This window comes from Microbacterium ginsengiterrae, from assembly GCF_014205075.1.
Classification (GTDB): domain Bacteria; phylum Actinomycetota; class Actinomycetes; order Actinomycetales; family Microbacteriaceae; genus Microbacterium; species Microbacterium ginsengiterrae.
Window position 1 is genome coordinate 940912 of record NZ_JACHMU010000001.1, and the last position, 15863, is coordinate 956774.

A 15863-nucleotide genomic window follows, 5' to 3' on the forward strand; every position below is an offset into this window, starting at 1 on the left:
CTCAGACCTCGCGGACGAGTTCTCGCCCTGCGGCGAAGCGGTTCAGCGCTCCGGTCGCCGCGAGGGCTCGGACCAGCAGCCAACCGACGATACCCGCCAGCACGACACCCGACACGGCGACGCAGACGAGGTAGATGGAGTTGAACTCGATCGACTTCAGGATGTTCGGCGAGCTGCCGTAGAACAGCTCGAAGACCCACGCCGCGATTCCCGCACCCGCGCCGGCGAGGGCCGCGATGACGATGCCGAAGCGGCGGTAGAGGAACAGCGCGAAGATCAGCTCGGCGCCGAGCCCCTGCACGATGCCGGAGAGGATCGTGGACACTCCCCAGACATTGCCGATGAGCATCGAGACGATCGCGGCGACGAGCTCGACGACCAGGGCGGCACCGGGCTTGCGGATCACGAGCCCGCCGACGACGCCGCCGAGGAGCCAGATTCCGACGGCGATGCCTCCGAAGCCGGGGGTGAGCGCGTCCGCCGCGCTGAACCAGGCGTAGCCGACGGTGTTCCACCCCCAGAAGACGAGGCCGAGTGCGACTCCGAGGACGGCGGCGACGACGATGTCGACGACGCGCCAACGCCACCGATTCGGTGCGGTCGTCCTTGTCGCGGGCGTGCTGACAGACGTGCTCATATCTCTCCTCCCTGCGCCGGCATGATCCGGATCAGGTTCGACGGTCGAAGCGCTTGTCGCTCCCTCTCAGCCCGGCATGCCCGGACTCCCGTGGTTGTGCAGACGATCCTACCCACTCTCGAGGCCCTCGGGGCACTTGCGATCGCGCCGGATTGGGTAGCGTGGGCAGGTGACCACTGACGATACGACGCCGGCGACGACGGCGTCCCGTCGCGCGATGCGCGCTCGCAAGCGCTCGGCGGGAGCAGCCACCCCTCCTCCGCTGCTCGCCGACGATGCCGCGGACACCCTGCCGTCAGAGCCGGATGACGCCACCGAGGCAGCACAGGATGCCGCATCCGAGCCAGAGTCGGATGCCGCATCCGTGGCGCCCGAGATCGAGCCCGAGACGGACGAGGCCGACCCGGCCACCGCGGACGACGCTGTCGACAGCGACAACGACATCGACCCCGGCCGCGACATCGATCTCGACGGAGACGACACGGACACCGACGAGCCCGTCGACCTGTCCGCGGAACAGCAGGCCGAGACCCCCGAACAGCCGATCGAACCCGTCGAGCCGCAGGCGGAATGGGCGGATGCCGACCGCCCCGCCACGGCGCTCGTCTGGCTGGACGAGGCCGATGTCCTCGAGAGGACGCGACCGGCGGATATCGATTCGGTGACGAATCGACCGGCCGGCCCCGACCTCCTCTCCGATCACGCGGGGCGCCCCCTGGCGCAGGTCGGACGCTGGCTCGCCCCGATCGGCACGCTCGCCGCTTTCGCGATCGCGTACGGAGCGACCACTCTGCTGTGGCCGCTGCATGCCGTCGAACCGGTGGTCGATGCCGTCGCGTTCGAGACCGTCCCCGCACCGGCGGCGGAGATCACCTGGCCTGCCGCAGGCAGCGCCGGAGTGGGCATCGAGGGGGTGTCGATGGCGGCGTCCTCTGCGGAACCGGCATCCATCGCCAGCATCACCAAGGTGGTCACGAGCCTCATGGTGCTCGATCGGCTGCCGCTCCAGCTCGGCGAGCAGGGACCGGAGTACGCCTTCACCTACGGCGACAGCGTGAATTACTGGGATTACCGCCGCGCGGACCAGTCCGCGCTGGACGTCCCCGTCGACGGCGTCCTGACCGAGTACCAGATGCTCCAGGGGATCCTGCTCGGCTCGGCGAACAACTACACCGACCGCCTCGCGCGGGACCTGTGGGGACCGGACGAGCAGTTCGCCCGCGCCGCTGATGCCTGGCTCGCCGAACGAGGCCTCTCCGGGATCTCCGTCGTGACGCCGTCCGGCTTCGACGAGCGGAACATCGCCACGCCGGAGGCTCTGTTGCAGCTCGGACAGCGCGCCATGCAGAATCCGGTCTTCGCTGAGATCGTCGGCACCGCGGGGGCGGAGATCCCCGGCGCCGGCTGGGTGGAGAACAGCAACGGGATGCTCGGCGATCCCGGCGTCGTCGGCATCAAGACCGGGACTCTCGTCGGGTGGAGTCTGCTCACCGCCAAGGACGTCACCATCGGCGACACCACCGTCCACCTGTACGCGGCGGTGCTGAACCAGGGCGACGACCAGGAGCGGCTCGCGGCGACGCGCTCGCTGTTCTCGCAGGTCGAGGCAGCCCTGGCCGACCTCGCGCCCGCCGTCCCCGCCGGGACGGTCGTCGGCGAGGTGAGCACCGAGTGGGGAACGACGGTCGACATCGTTTCGGATGCGGACGCCACCGTCCTGGTGTGGAACGGCGCCACCTCGACCGCTGCCGTCGACTTCGACCTCGGGGAGCAGCGCGACGAGGGCGCGAGCGTGGGAACGCTCACCGTGAACGGCCCCGTCGGCGCGACGACGGTCGACGTCTCCCTCGCTGAGGAGGTGTCGGGACCGAGCCCCTGGTGGCGACTCACCCACCCGCTGGAGCTGTTCGGCATCAGCACGGACTGACCGCAGGAGACGCGAGGAGGGGGTGGCCGGTCCGGCCACCCCCTCCTCGCGTCAGTCCTAGCTCTCGCTGGGCTGCTCGATGCTCTCCTCGGCGTCGCCGGTGACGACCACCGGAACGGCATCGGTCATCGCCTCTTCCGCGTCGATGTCCGTGGCCGCCTGCTCGAACTGCGACTGGTACAGGCGCCAATAGGCACCGTGCGCCGCGATGAGTTCGTCGTGCGAGCCCTTCTCGACGATGTCGCCGTGTTCCATCACGAGGATGAGGTCCGCATCGCGGATCGTCGAGAGCCGGTGCGCGATGACGAACGACGTGCGTCCCTTCCGGAGCGCCGCCATCGCCTGCTGGAGCAGAAGCTCCGTGCGGGTGTCGACTGCGCTGGTCGCCTCGTCGAGGATGAGGATGGACGGCTGCGAGACGAACGCGCGAGCGATCGTGATCAGCTGCCGTTCACCGGCTGACACGTTCGAGGCGTCCTCGTCGAGGATGGTCTCGTAGCCGTCGGGGAGCGAACGGACGAACCGGTCGACGTACGTGGCGGTCGCCGCGTCGATGACCTCCTCGTCCGTGGCGGTGGCCCGTCCGTATCGGATGTTCTCGAGGATCGAACCGGCGAACAGCCAGGGGTCCTGGAGCACCATGCCCGTGCGCGAGCGCAGCTCGTCCCTGGTGACCTCGGCGATGTCCTGCCCGTCGATGAGGATGCGCCCGCCGCTGAGCTCGTAGAAGCGCATGATGAGGTTGACCAGCGTGGTCTTCCCCGCTCCCGTCGGCCCGACGATCGCGACCGTCTGCCCCGGCTCGACGCGGAACGACAGATCCGTGATCAGCGGCCGCTCCGGGGTGTAGGAGAAGGCGACGTCCTGGAACTCGATGACCCCGCGGCCGTCGACGTCCGCCTCCGGCAGCGCGGGTGCGTCCTCCGCGTCGGGCTCCTGCTCGTCGGCGTCCAGGAACTCGAACACGCGCTCCGCCGAGGCGGTGCCGGACTGCACGACGGCTGCCATGCCGCCCAGCTCGGACAGCGGCTGCGTGAACTGCTGCGAGTACTGGATGAAGGCCTGCACGTCGCCGAGACGCAATTGGCCGCTCGCGACCATGAGGCCGCCGAGCACGGCGATGCCGACGAAGGTCAGGCTGCCGACGAAGGTCATGGCCGGCATGATGATGCCGGACAGGAACTGCGCCTTGAAGCTCGCCTGGTACAGCTCCTCGTTCTCGGCCTGGAAGGCCTCGAGCGCCTCCTGCTCGCGGCCGAAGACCTTGACGAGCGCGTGGCCGGAGAAGGACTCCTCGACGCGCGCGTTCAGGCGGCCGACCTTGCGCCACTGCGTGCCGAAGGCCTTCTGCGAACGCGGACCGATGACGCCGAAGATCACGCCCATCAGGGGCAGGGCCACCAGCGCGACCAGTGCCAGCTGCCACGAGATGGAGAACATCATCACCAGCACGCCGATCACGGTGAGCACCGAGGTCAGGGCGCCGGAGAGCGACTGCTGCATCGTCTGGGTGATGTTGTCGATGTCGTTCGTGACTCGTGAGATCAGCTCGCCGCGCTGCACCTTGTCGAAGTACGCCAGCGGCAGTCGGTTGATCTTCGCCTCGACGGATTCACGGAGCCGCCACATCGTGCGGACCATGATGACGTTGATGACGTAGCCCTGGAGCCAGCTGAGGAACGCCGCGGTGACGTAGATGGCGAGGACGGCGATGATCACCCAGCGCAGGCGGTCGAAGTCGATGCCCGCACCCACCTGGAAGCTGTCGAACGCCGCGACCATGTTCGCGAAGTCGTCCTGCCCCTGAGAGCGCAGGATCGCGACCGCCTCGTCCTGCGAGGTCCCCGCAGGGACGCCGTTGTCGGCGAGCACCTTGGATATGTAGCCTTCGTAGATGAGGTTCGTCGCCTCGCCCAGGACCTTGGGCGCGGCGACCGTGAGCACGACCCCGATGGCGCCGAAGAACGACACCAGGATGAACCACATCGCCGACGGCTTGAGCAGCCCGATCATGCGGCCGAAGCTCTTACCGAAGTTGTCGGCCTTGCCGGGGGCGACCGCGTCCCAGTCGCCGGAGTTCTGACGCGCCTGCTCGGCGAGCTCGGCCTCGTACTGCTCGTCGGGCGTCAGCGTCTCGGTGGGGCCCACCTCTGCATCGGGCCCAGGGGTCGTCGGAGTGCTCATGCGTCCACCCCCAGCTGCGACTCGACGATCTCCCGGTAGGTGTCGTTCGTGGCGACGAGCTCGTCGTGGGTGCCGACCCCGACCATCTCTCCTCCTTCAAGGACGACGATGCGATCCGCATCGGTGATCGTGGACACGCGCTGCGCCACGACGATCTTCGTCACGTCCGGCAGCTCTCGCCACAGCGCCTGTCGGAGACGGGCGTCCGTGGTGAGATCGAGGGCGGAGAAGGAGTCGTCGAAGACGAGCACCTGCGGCCGGTGCACGAGCGCACGGGCGATCGCGAGCCGCTGACGCTGGCCGCCGGAGACGTTCGTGCCGCCCTGCGCGATGCGGGTCTCGAGGCCGTCGGGCATCTCGGACACGAAGTCCTTCGCCTGGGCGATCTCGAGCGCCTCCCACAGTTCCTCGTCCGTGGCATCCGACCTGCCGTACCGGAGGTTCGAGGCGATCGTGCCCGTGAACAGGAACGGACGCTGCGGAACGAGCCCGATGGTCTTCCAGAGCGCGTCCATGTCGGCCTCGCGCACATCCACGCCGCCCACGCGCACGGAGCCGCCGGTGACGTCGAACAGCCGCGGGATGAGTGAGACCAGCGTCGTCTTGCCCGCACCTGTCGAGCCGACCACCGCGACGGTCTCGCCGCGCTCCGCACCGAACGAGATGTTCTGCAGGACCGGCGCCTCGGCGCCGGGGTAGGTGAACTCCACGCCTTCGAACATCACGGTGCCGGGGACGGGGAACACGGTCGAACCGTTCACCGGACGCTCCAGGCTCGACTCGGCGTCGAGCACCTCACCGACGCGTTCCGCGGACACCGCCGCACGCGGGATCATCATCGCCATGAAGCTCGACATGATGACGCCCATCATGATCTGACCGATGTACTGCATGAACGCGAACAGGGTGCCGACCTCGACGTTGCCGTTCTGCACCTCGAGCCCACCGAACCAGATCACACCGACGACGGTGACGTTGAGGATGAGCATGAACAGCGGGAACAGCAGCACGAACAGGGAGCCGATGTTGCGCCCGAGCTTCATGAGGTCGGTGTTCGCCTCGCGGAACCTCGCCTCCTCGACGCGCTCACGGACGAATGCCCGCACGACGCGCACGCCGGTGAGCTGTTCGCGCATCACGCGGTTGATCTGGTCGAGCTTGCCCTGGTTGCGGCGGAACAGCGGGACCATCCTGGCGATGATGAGCACCGCGACGACGAGCAGCACGGGGACCGACACCGCGATCAGCCAGCTGAGACCGACGTCCTGCTGCACGGCCATGATGATGCCGCCGATGGCCAGCAGAGGGGCGGTGACGAACATCGTCGACCCCATCATCGCCAGCATCTGCACCTGCTGCACGTCGTTGGTGTTGCGGGTGATCAGGGATCCCGCTCCGAACTGCGAGACCTCGCGCTCGGAGAACCCGCTGACCCGGGCGAACACATCGGAGCGGATGTCGCGCCCGACGCGCATCGCGGCCTTCGCGGCGAAGAACGTCGCCACGACGGAGCAGACGATCTGCCCGAGCGAGACGACGAGCATCCAGGCACCGGTGCGCCAGATGTATGCGGTGTCGGCCGTGGCCACACCCTGGTTGATGATGTCGGCGTTCAGCCGAGGCAGGTAGAGCGCGGCCATGGCGCTGACGAACTGGAAGACGAGCACGCCGACGAGCAACGGCCAATATCTGGACAGATAACGGAAGAGCAGTTTTCCGAGCATGAGGGAGTCCTTCTGGAGAACGGGCCGAACGGGCCACCAGATAGCGTGCCACGCGTCGGCGACATTGCCCATCCCTGATCCCGGATATCCGCTCACGGCGAACGTTCCGCAGGTGACGCGGCTTCTTTCTCGCCTCCGTCCAGAATCAGGACGCGACGACCCTGGCGCGGCCGGGACTCAGTCGAACAGCGGCGGCTCCGGCACGAAGCCGCGGGCCCCTGCACCGGCATCCGCGTCGAGTTCCGCGATCGTAGCGGGGCGCCACTTCGGCGAGCGGTCCTTGTCGACCAGTTGCGCGCGGATCCCCTCGACGAGGTCGGGATGCCGCATGGCGAACCACATCACCCGGCGGTACTCCCCCACGAGCGCGTCGCGCAGGTCACCCTCGCGCGCCTCGCGGACCGCGTCGAGGGTCACGGCGAGCGCCGTCGGTGAGAGCTCGGCGAGCGCCGCTGCCGTGGCGGATGCCGAGACCTCCGCACGTGCGGAGAGACGACGGAAGATCTCCTGCACGGTGTCCGCGGCGAACACCTCGTCGATCCATGCGCGCTCGGATGCGAGACCGGACGGCTCTGGGGTCTCGTCGAACAGGAGCACGAGCTCGGACGGGCTCGTCGGATCCGCGCGCTGCCCGAGCGCCTCGCGGAGCTCGTCCAGATGCTGCGACGGCACGTGGTGGTCGGCGAAGCCGGCGTACACGGCATCCGCCGCCGACATCGTCCCGCCGGTGAGCGCGAGATACTCCCCGACCCGGCCGGGCGCGCGTCCGAGCAGGAACGTCCCGCCGACGTCCGGGGTGAAGCCGATGCGGGTCTCCGGCATCGCCAGACGACTGCGCTCGGTCACGATGCGGATGTGCGCGTGCCCGGCCAGGCCGATCCCCCCGCCCATGGTGATGCCGTCGGCGACAGCGACGACGGGCTTCGGATACTGCGCGATCATGAGGTTCAGCGCGTACTCCGCACGGAAGAACTCGGCCGTGCGTTCCGGGTGACCGGCCGTGATCTGGTCGTAGAGGGCGCGCACATCGCCGCCGGCGCAAAGTCCTCGGTCGCCTGCGCCGTCGATGAGCACGATGTCGACGTCGGAGTCATCCCGCCAGGCCTCCAGCGCTGCGGTGAGACGTCCGATCATGTCGAGGTCGAGCGCATTGATCGCCCGCGGCCGGTTGAGCGTGAGGCGGCCCAGCGCACCCTCGATGCGAACGAGAACCGTGGATGCCGCGTCGATATCAGTCACGCAAGCCACGTTACATCGGCCTGTTCTGGGGTTTCTCCGACCGGTCGATGCGGGATTCTGCGGCTTTTCCGGCAAGATGGGGAGGACGCCCATGCAGGAAAGGCACCCGATGGCAGACGGACAGCTGATCGAGTTCGACCACGCGACAAAGCGCTTCGGCGCCGTCGCGGCCGTGTCGGACTTCTCCGCACGCGTCAACCCGGGCGTCGTCACCGGCTTCCTCGGCCCCAACGGCGCTGGTAAGACGACGACGCTGCGCATGCTTCTCGGACTCGAGCGCCCCAGTAGCGGCACCGCGACCATCGGCGGCAGCCGCTACGCGGACCTGCGCAGCCCCGCCCGGGTGATCGGCGCGATGATGGAGGACCCCGGTTTCCGTCCCCGCCGCTCCGTCGAGCGCCACCTCGTCACGGCCGCCAAGGCCAACGGCATCCCCCTGTCCCGCGTGGGAGAGCTGCTCTCCTTCGTCGGCCTCGAGAACGATGCCGAGACCCGCATCGCCGCTCTCTCGCTGGGTATGCGCCAGCGCCTCAGCGCCGCGACCGCGCTGCTCGGCGACCCCGGCGTCCTCGTCCTCGACGAGCCGGCCAACGGCCTCGACCCCGAGGGCATCCGCTGGATGCGCACCCTCATCCGCGGCCTCGCCGACGAGGGACGCACCGTGCTGGTCTCCTCGCACGTGCTGTCGGAGGTCGAGCAGATCGCCGACGAGATCCTGGTGATCGCACGGGGCGAGTTGAAGTTCGCCGGCACCATGGAGGACCTCGCCGACCCCCGCACCGGCCCTGTCGTGGTGGATGCCGCTGACCGCTCCGGTCTGACGCAGGCGCTGAAGGATGCCGGATACGAGTTCGAGATCCTGCGTTCCGGCCTCACCGTCCGCGGCAGCGATGCCGCGACCATCGGCGAGGTCACGGCGCGCGCCGGTGTCGCCCTCACGACGCTCCAGCAGCGCGGCCCGACGCTCGAGGACGTGTTCCTCGACCTCGTCCACGACCGGTACGTGAAGCCCGCCCCCGCGGCGCCGGAGCCTCAGCAGCCGACACTGTTCGACGCACCGGGCCTCGAGGTCGAGCACGATGAGGACGAGCTGCTGAGTCTCGACTCCCTCGCCGAGCCCGCTCCGGCGGTCGCGTCGGCCTCTTCGCTCGACCAGGTTCCGCCCGTGGCGGCGGAGCCCGCCGCTGAGGCGGATGTGACGGCGCAGACGGATGCCGCCGATGCAGACCCCGCGCCGACCACTGCCCCCGCCGACGCACAGGCTTCGCGCTCCGAGCCCGAGGTCGAGCGGCCTCTGCCGGGACTTGCGGACCTCGCCGCCGTCGCGAGCATCTTCGCGACGCCCGCCTCCGAGCCGAACACCGCCGCTGCGGCCGTCGAGGCCGCCGAGGCGGAGGAAGCGGCATCCGACGAAGACGCGACGCGTGTCATCGATGTCGTGCCCTCATCCGACGCGGACACCGCCGAGGACGGCACGACGGAGCACGAGCAGCGCTGAGCCCCCGCGCGTCGCGCGAGCGGCTGTCGATCAGACCGGACGCGGCCGGATGACCGGTCGCTGACGCCCCTTCACGACGGGGATCGGTGCGGTTCCCGCGATCTCCACGACGTCGACGGCCTCTTCGGACACGTCCAGTCGCAGCGCCTGGGTGAGCGCGAGACCGTGCCGGGTGGTGAAGATCAACCGCTGGTACTGCTCGTCACCCTCGAGGTCGATGACCACACTCGGGCGGCGTCGACGGATGAGGACGAAGTCGGTGGTCGCCGCGCCCTTCCACGTGCCGGCGGCGAGGATTCCGGGGATGTGCGTGCCGGGGCCGGGTACCCCGCGGAGCCACGTCCAGGCGTCATCCGTGAGCTGCACCTTCGTGATCGTCTCGCGGGCGATCCGCAGGTTCTCGCGCTGGAAGGTGGCAGCACGCTCGACCGGGGACAGGACGACCTCGAGTCGCGTCTGGTCCAGGAGCAGCGTCACCATGCCCCCAGTCTGCCAGCGTCCAGCGGCAAACTGACTGCGACTTGCTCACAGGACGACAACGATCGCCTTGTGGGTTTCCGACTGGTCGGCCCGGTCACAACTCCGGAGAACCGGACGACATGCGCGTGTTTCCGGACGAGTCGGCGCCGGTTCTGCGAAAACCTCCGGAGTTAAGCCCGGCGAGCGGATGCCGCGGCACGTGCGGCGGCGGGAAGAGCGGCCTCGATGCGCCCGAGGGCCTCGTCGTCGTGGGCGGCGGTGAGGAACCACGCCTCGAACACGCTCGGCGGCAGCGCGACGTGCTGCTCCCGCATGGCGTGGAAGAAGGGCGCGTAGCGGAACGACTCCTGCGCCTGCGCCTCGGCGTAGGTGCGGGGCGCCTGCGGCGCGAACACGAGCCCGAACAGGTTGCCTGCCCGCGGGATGGCGTGCACGACTCCGGCATCGGTGAGCGCCGCGTCGAGAGCGTTCGCGATGCGGGCGGCGGCAGCGTCGACCCTGGCGTAGACGGCCGGCGTCGCCAGACGAAGCGTGGCGAGCCCCGCCGCCACCGACAGCGGATTGCCCGACAGCGTTCCCGCCTGGTAGACCGGCCCGGTCGGAGCGAGCAGATCCATGACCTCGGCACGGCCGCCGAGCGCGGCCAGCGGCATGCCTCCGCCGACGACCTTCCCGAACGTGATGATGTCGGGGAGGTACTCCTCGCCGGTCGCGGCCTGCAGCGCCCAGAAACCGGCGTGGTGGACACGGAAACCCGTGAGCACCTCGTCGAGGATCATCAGTGCGCCGTGCGCGTGCGCAGTGTCGGCGATGAAGCGGTTGAACCCGGGGTCGGGAGCGACGACACCCATGTTCGCCGAGGCCGCCTCGACGATGACGGCGGCGATCTGGTCCCCGCGTTCGGCGAAGACGGCCTCGAGCGCCTCGCGGTCGTTGTAGGGCAGCACCAGCGTCTGCGCGGCGATGGGGGCCGGCACTCCTGCCGAACCGGGCAGCGCCAGCGTGGCGACGCCGGATCCGGCCTCGGCGAGCAGGCCGTCGGAGTGACCGTGGTAGTGACCGGCGAACTTGATCAGCAGATCGCGCCCCGTCGCTCCGCGCGCGAGGCGGATGGCGGTCATGGTGGCCTCTGTACCGGTGGAGACCAGTCGCACACGCTCGACGGGCGCGAGGTCACCGAGGCGGACGCGCTCGGTGATGAGCCGGGCGAGGTCCACCTCTCCCTCGGTGGGGGCGCCGAACGACAGGCCGCGGGTCGCAGCCTCCTGCACGGCGGAGACGACCGCGGGGTGGGCGTGTCCGAGGAGGGCGGGGCCCCATGAGGCGACGAGGTCGACGTACTCCTGCCCTCCGGCATCGGTCACATAGGCACCGCGTGCGGAGGCGAGGAAACGCGGAGTCCCTCCGACCGAACCGTATGCACGCACGGGCGAGTTGACCCCACCGGGGGTCACCGCCCTCGCGGCCGAGAACAGGTCGTCGTTGCGGTCGGTCATCATTCCCCCAGCCAGCGGGCGGCCTCTGTGGCCCAGTACGTCAGGACGGCGTCGGCACCGGCCCGACGGATCGACAGCAGCGACTCGAGCACGGCGGCCCGACGGTCGATCCACCCGTTGGCCGCTGCGGCCTCGATCATCGCGTACTCGCCGGAGATCTGGTACGCCCAGACCGGCACCTGGACGGCGTCGCGCACCTCGCGGAGCACATCGAGGAAGCCCATCGCGGGCTTCACCATCACGATGTCCGCACCCTCCGCCTCATCGATCAGCGCCTCGCGCAGCCCCTCGCGACGGTTGCCCGGATCGAGCTGGTACGTACGGCGATCGCCCTGCAGCTGCGAGTCGACCGCCTCGCGGAACGGGCCGTAGAACGCACTGGCGTACTTGGCCGCGTAGCCGAGCAGCAGGGTGTCGGTGAACCCTTCGGCGTCCAGCGCCCTGCGGATCGCGGCGACCTGGCCGTCCATCATGCCCGACAGTCCCAGCAGGTGGGAGCCGGCGCGTGCTTGCGCGAGGGCCATCGCGACGTAGCGCTCGAGGGTCGCGTCGTTGTCGACGGATCCGTCGGATGCCAGCACTCCGCAGTGGCCGTGATCGGTGAACTCGTCGAGGCACAGATCGGTCTGCACGACGATCGCATCGCCGACCTCGTCGACGAGCCCGCGCGTGGCGACGTTCAGGATGCCCTCGGGGTCGTCCGCGCCGGACCCGCGGGCGTCACGGACCGCAGGGACGCCGAAGAGCATGACCCCGCCGACACCGGCATCTGCCGCGTCTGCCACCGCACGCCGCAGCGAATCCATGGTGTGCTGGACGACGCCGGGCATGGACGAGATCGGGGACGGCTCGGCGAGGCCTTCGCGCACGAACATCGGCAGCACGAGATGACGGGGTTCGATCGACGTCTCCCGGGCGAGCGCCCGGATCACCGGTGTCCTCCGCAGACGGCGCGGTCGGATCTCGGGGAAGCTCATGGTGCGAACTCGTCGGCCGCGTGCGGGAGGGTGAAATGGGAGACGGCGTCGATGAGCGCGTCCACCGTCTGCTTGTCGGCGACCACCGTGATGGGCAGCCCGGCCTTGCGGGCGTCCTTGGCGGTACGAGGACCGATCGCGGCCAGCAGCGTGTCATCGGGGATGTCGGGGAACTGCTCGCGGACCTGACGGGCCACCGAACCGCTGGTGATGAGGATGGCGTTGATGCGTCCGCTGTCGACGTCGCGACGGATGCGATCGGTGACCGGCACCCCCACCGTGCGGTACGCGACCACGCTCGAGACCTCGTGCCCTGCGGCGATGAGGGAGCGCGTGAGGACGGGCTTGGCGATCTCACTGCGCAGCGTGAGGATGCGGCGCGGTTGCGGCTCGAGAGCGATGAGCTGCTCCGCCATTCCCGCAGCGGAGTTGTCCGTCTCGGGGACGAGCGCGACCTCGTACCCGACGGCCTGGAGAGCCGCAGCGGTGGTCTCGCCGACCGCGGCGATCTTCGTCGACTTCGGCACGACGGCACGGTGCGCGTACAGCACGTCGACGGTCGTCGCACTGGTCACCGTGAGCCAGTCGAACTCGCCGGCGGCGAGCTTCTCGAGCGCGTCGTCGAGCGCCGCCTGGTCATTGGTCGGTCCGAAGTTGATCAGCGGCGCGACGACGGGGACAGCGCCCTGCGAGCGCAGGGATGCGGCGACGCCGTCTCCCCATGGGCCTCCTCGCGGGACGAGGACGCGCCAGCCGGTCAACGGCTTCTCATGCTTCGTTTCGGGTGTGCTGGTCATCAAGGCTGCTCTCGGGGTACGAGGTCGGCCGCCCCTTGGTCGAGCAGCCGACGGGCGACAGAAAGACCGATCTCGCGTGCTGCGCGATTCGGGTCCGCACCATCGGCAGCATCTGCGCCATTGCCACTGCCGTGACTCCGAATATACCCCCGGTTCAGGACTTCCGTGACGTCGAGTCCGATCCGCCCCGTCCCGTTCGGGTCGTAGACGATGCTCCGCACCCGCACTTCGTCACCGTCGACGACGGCGTGGGCGGCCATGGGGGCCTGGCATCCTGCGTCGAGCCCCTCGAGGATCGCCCGCTCCACCGTGATGGCCAGTCGGGTGTCCTCGTCGTCGAGTTCCGCGAGTGCCGCGCGCAGCTCCGGCGCCGCGTCCGACGTCGTCTCGACGGCGAGCGCCCCCTGCCCTGGGGCGGTCGGCCATTCGGCCATGCCCAGCTCCTCGCGATGCAGTCGCGTGCGCGAGTCCAGGCGCGAGAGACCGGCCGCAGCGAGGATGACGGCATCCAGTTCACCGGATTCCACCCGTGCGAGGCGCGAGTCGACGTTCCCTCGGATGTCGACGACCTCGGCGCGCGGCGAGCGCAGCCGCACCTGCGCGATGCGGCGCGGGGAACCGGTACCGACCTTCGCGCCGGCCGGAAGCGCATGCAACGGGGTGCCGTCGCGCGTGATCGCCACATCGCGGGCGTCGACGCGCGGCGGGGTCGCGGCGATGACAAGCCCCTGAGGGACGGCCGTCGGGAGGTCCTTGAGTGAATGGACGAGGATGTCGCACTCACCGGCGAGCAGCGCTTCGCGCAGACGCGTGGCGAACACCCCGAGACCCCCGATCTCGGACAGGGAGGCACGGTTGGTGTCACCCTCCGAGACGATCGGGACGAGCTCGACCGGACGACCGGCGATCTTCTCGAGGGCGGTGGCGACGTGGCCGGACTGGGCCTGGGCGAGGGCGCTTCGACGAGTGCCGAGACGGATGGCAGTGGACATGGCGGCGACTACTGGAGGACGTCCGCGATCTCGTCGAGACGCAGGCGTCGGCCCGTGTAGAACGGCACCTCCTCCTTCACGTAACGACGCGCGTCCGTGTAACGCAGGTCGCGCATGAGGTCGACGAGCTCCGTGACGTCGTCTGCCTCGAGGGGAAGCAGCCACTCATAGTCGCCGAGCGCGAATGCGGCGACGGTGTTCGCGATGACCCCGGTGAATGCGGCGCCCTTGCGGCCGTGGTCGGCGAGCATCGCGCGACGCTCCTCCTCCGGCGCGAGGTACCACTCCGGCGTGCGGACGAACGGGTAGAGGCAGAGCCAGTCCTTCGGCGCGATGCCGCGCAGGAACCCGGGGACGTGCTGACGGTTGAACTCGGCGTCCCTGTGCACGCCCATGACGTTCCACACGGGAAGCAGGGTGCGCAGCAGTTCGGTACGGCGCAGGCGACGCAAGGCCTTCTGGAGAGCCTCTGCCGTGTCCCCGTACAGCCAGACCATGAGGTCGGCGTCGGCCTTCAGACCGGAGACGTCGTAGAACCCGCGGACGGTGACGCCGGAATCCTCGACGTGATCGACGATCGACTCGAGCTCTGCGGAGTCCGTCTCGGTGACGGGGGCATCGGGATTGCGCCGCCAGACGGCCCAGAGGGTGAAACCGGACGGGTTCTGTTCACTCGCTTCGGACATGATCCCAGTCTGCCTCTTTCCGGCGGCAGGGGCGAATGCAGTCAGCGCGCGACGGCGCGGGCGACCGCCCAGACCAGCCCACCGGCCACCGCTGCCACACCGACGACGGCGGCCACCGCCGCTGCGGGGTTGCGGTCGGCGAACACCCGTGCCTTGGCGATGCCGCGCTTCGACGCCTTCTCGACGCGACGCGGCACGTTGCCCTTGATCTCGATGGCGGCCAGCGCCGCCTTGAGCTCGGCGCGCGCGGATGCGACGGGGTCGGTGATCCCTGCGGGCACCGCCGTGCGGGGAAGGTTCGTCTCAGAGTTTGTCATCACCGGCATCCTTCACGATTCGAATATCGGTCGCGACGGCCTGTCCTGGGTTCTCGCGCCGAAGCACCTTGCGGAACTTCATCACCCCGAACAGCACGCTCACGGCCACGCACAGCAGCAGCAGGCCGAGCACCGCCAGCGCCGACAGCCACACCGGCCACCATGACGACAGGCCTGCGACGGCGAACACGAGGATCATCGGCACGAGCCAGAACAGGAAGAACAGCGCGATGACGAACCAGACGCTGCCGATCCCGGCATCCTTCGCGGTGCGCGAGACCCAGGCCTTGGCGGCATCGATCTCGGCCTTGATGAGAGCGGTGACCAGTTCCGGCAGGTCGCCGAGGAGGGTCAGCAGACTGTCGTCGGCGCGGTCACGATATCCGCGGACCATCGTCACTTCCCGTTCGTGTCGTTCGTCGATTTCGACGAGGAGTTCTTCGAGCCGGACTGCTGCGCACCCGACTTCTTCGAGGACGACGACGAGGACGAGGAGGACGAGGTCGACTTCTTCGCAGCGTCGACGGCGTCTTCGAGGGCATCCTCGACGTTCTCCGCGGCCTTCTTGCCGGTGGCGATCGCCGAGTCGAGACGCTCTCCGGCGGTGCGGCCGTCACCGGCAGCCTTGGCCACCTTGACGACGCCGTTCCACAGCGCGCCGGGGACCTCAGAGGCCTTGGCTCCGACGAAGGCCTTCGCCTTGTCGACCTGGCGCTGCACCGGCTCCTTCTCCCAGACCTTCAGCCACTGCGTCCTGATCTGCTCATAGCGCTCGCGTCCGGCACGCGATCCGAGCACGTATCCGACGCCGAGCCCGACGACGAGTCCGATCTTCCCCTTCATGGGGTCTCCTCTCGTTGAAGCGGTCGAGCCGCAGGCGGGAAGCCGTCGGCCAGGCGTCCAGCGTAT

The 15863-nt window shown here is 69.2% G+C and carries 15 protein-coding genes and 1 riboswitch; of the genes, 2 read left to right on the forward strand and 13 right to left on the reverse strand.

Annotated features, from left to right (window positions below):
• Window position 1: 1 nt before the first annotated feature.
• On the reverse strand, window positions 2–637 hold the full coding sequence (locus HD600_RS04680) for an ECF transporter S component (protein ID WP_144793281.1): 636 nt from the start codon (window positions 635–637) through the stop codon (window positions 2–4).
• Window positions 629–739, reverse strand: a riboswitch (TPP riboswitch). (Overlaps the previous gene by 9 nt.)
• Before the next feature lie 67 nt (window positions 740–806).
• Between HD600_RS04680 and HD600_RS15150 the strand changes: the two genes are divergently transcribed.
• Window positions 807–2564, forward strand: a complete 1758-nt coding sequence (locus tag HD600_RS15150; protein ID WP_184281860.1) for a D-alanyl-D-alanine carboxypeptidase — start codon at window positions 807–809, stop codon at window positions 2562–2564.
• Between the two features lie 57 nt (window positions 2565–2621).
• On the opposite strand, the gene HD600_RS04690 is transcribed toward HD600_RS15150, so the two are convergent.
• From HD600_RS04690 to HD600_RS04700, 3 genes are all read right to left on the reverse strand, one after another.
• Window positions 2622–4748, reverse strand: a complete 2127-nt coding sequence (locus HD600_RS04690) for an ABC transporter ATP-binding protein (protein ID WP_144793287.1) — start codon at window positions 4746–4748, stop codon at window positions 2622–2624.
• Window positions 4745–6472, reverse strand: coding sequence for an ABC transporter ATP-binding protein (locus HD600_RS04695; protein ID WP_184284695.1), 1728 nt, complete (start codon window positions 6470–6472; stop codon window positions 4745–4747). The genes HD600_RS04690 and HD600_RS04695 overlap by 4 nt, the downstream gene beginning before the upstream one ends.
• 177 nt (window positions 6473–6649) lie before the next feature.
• Window positions 6650–7711 carry an enoyl-CoA hydratase/isomerase family protein gene (locus tag HD600_RS04700; protein ID WP_184281862.1) on the reverse strand — a complete coding sequence of 354 codons (1062 nt, stop codon included), beginning with the start codon at window positions 7709–7711 and terminating at the stop codon, window positions 6650–6652.
• 109 nt (window positions 7712–7820) lie between these two features.
• Between HD600_RS04700 and HD600_RS04705 the strand changes: the two genes are divergently transcribed.
• Window positions 7821–9209 carry an ABC transporter ATP-binding protein gene (locus HD600_RS04705; RefSeq protein WP_184281864.1) on the forward strand — a complete coding sequence of 463 codons (1389 nt, stop codon included), beginning with the start codon at window positions 7821–7823 and terminating at the stop codon, window positions 9207–9209.
• A 30-nt stretch (window positions 9210–9239) separates the two neighbouring features.
• Here HD600_RS04705 and HD600_RS04710 read toward each other — a convergent pair whose 3' ends face one another.
• From HD600_RS04710 to HD600_RS04750, 9 genes are all read right to left on the reverse strand, one after another.
• Window positions 9240–9689, reverse strand: a complete 450-nt coding sequence (locus HD600_RS04710; RefSeq protein WP_184281866.1) for a hypothetical protein — start codon at window positions 9687–9689, stop codon at window positions 9240–9242.
• A 170-nt stretch (window positions 9690–9859) separates the two neighbouring features.
• Window positions 9860–11185 (reverse strand): glutamate-1-semialdehyde 2,1-aminomutase, encoded by a 1326-nt coding sequence (hemL, locus tag HD600_RS04715; RefSeq protein ID WP_184284697.1) that lies wholly within the window; start codon window positions 11183–11185, stop codon window positions 9860–9862.
• Entirely contained in the window at window positions 11185–12162 is a 978-nt protein-coding gene (gene hemB / locus HD600_RS04720) for a porphobilinogen synthase (RefSeq protein WP_184281868.1), read from the reverse strand. The genes hemL and hemB overlap by 1 nt, the downstream gene beginning before the upstream one ends.
• Window positions 12159–12959, reverse strand: coding sequence for a uroporphyrinogen-III synthase (locus HD600_RS04725; RefSeq protein WP_184281870.1), 801 nt, complete (start codon window positions 12957–12959; stop codon window positions 12159–12161). Before HD600_RS04725 ends, hemB begins: the two co-directional genes overlap by 4 nt.
• Window positions 12959–13951 (reverse strand): hydroxymethylbilane synthase, encoded by a 993-nt coding sequence (gene hemC / locus HD600_RS04730; protein ID WP_144793305.1) that lies wholly within the window; start codon window positions 13949–13951, stop codon window positions 12959–12961. The genes HD600_RS04725 and hemC overlap by 1 nt, the downstream gene beginning before the upstream one ends.
• 8 nt (window positions 13952–13959) lie before the next feature.
• Window positions 13960–14640 carry a hydrogen peroxide-dependent heme synthase gene (gene hemQ / locus HD600_RS04735; protein WP_144793308.1) on the reverse strand — a complete coding sequence of 227 codons (681 nt, stop codon included), beginning with the start codon at window positions 14638–14640 and terminating at the stop codon, window positions 13960–13962.
• Between the two features lie 38 nt (window positions 14641–14678).
• Window positions 14679–14954, reverse strand: coding sequence for a hypothetical protein (locus HD600_RS04740; protein WP_144793311.1), 276 nt, complete (start codon window positions 14952–14954; stop codon window positions 14679–14681).
• A complete protein-coding gene (locus HD600_RS04745; protein ID WP_184284699.1) occupies window positions 14941–15348 on the reverse strand; it encodes a phage holin family protein in 408 nt (135 codons plus the stop codon). The genes HD600_RS04740 and HD600_RS04745 overlap by 14 nt, the downstream gene beginning before the upstream one ends.
• Before the next feature lie 2 nt (window positions 15349–15350).
• Window positions 15351–15797, reverse strand: coding sequence for a hypothetical protein (locus tag HD600_RS04750; RefSeq protein WP_184281874.1), 447 nt, complete (start codon window positions 15795–15797; stop codon window positions 15351–15353).
• Window positions 15798–15863: the final 66 nt, after the last annotated feature.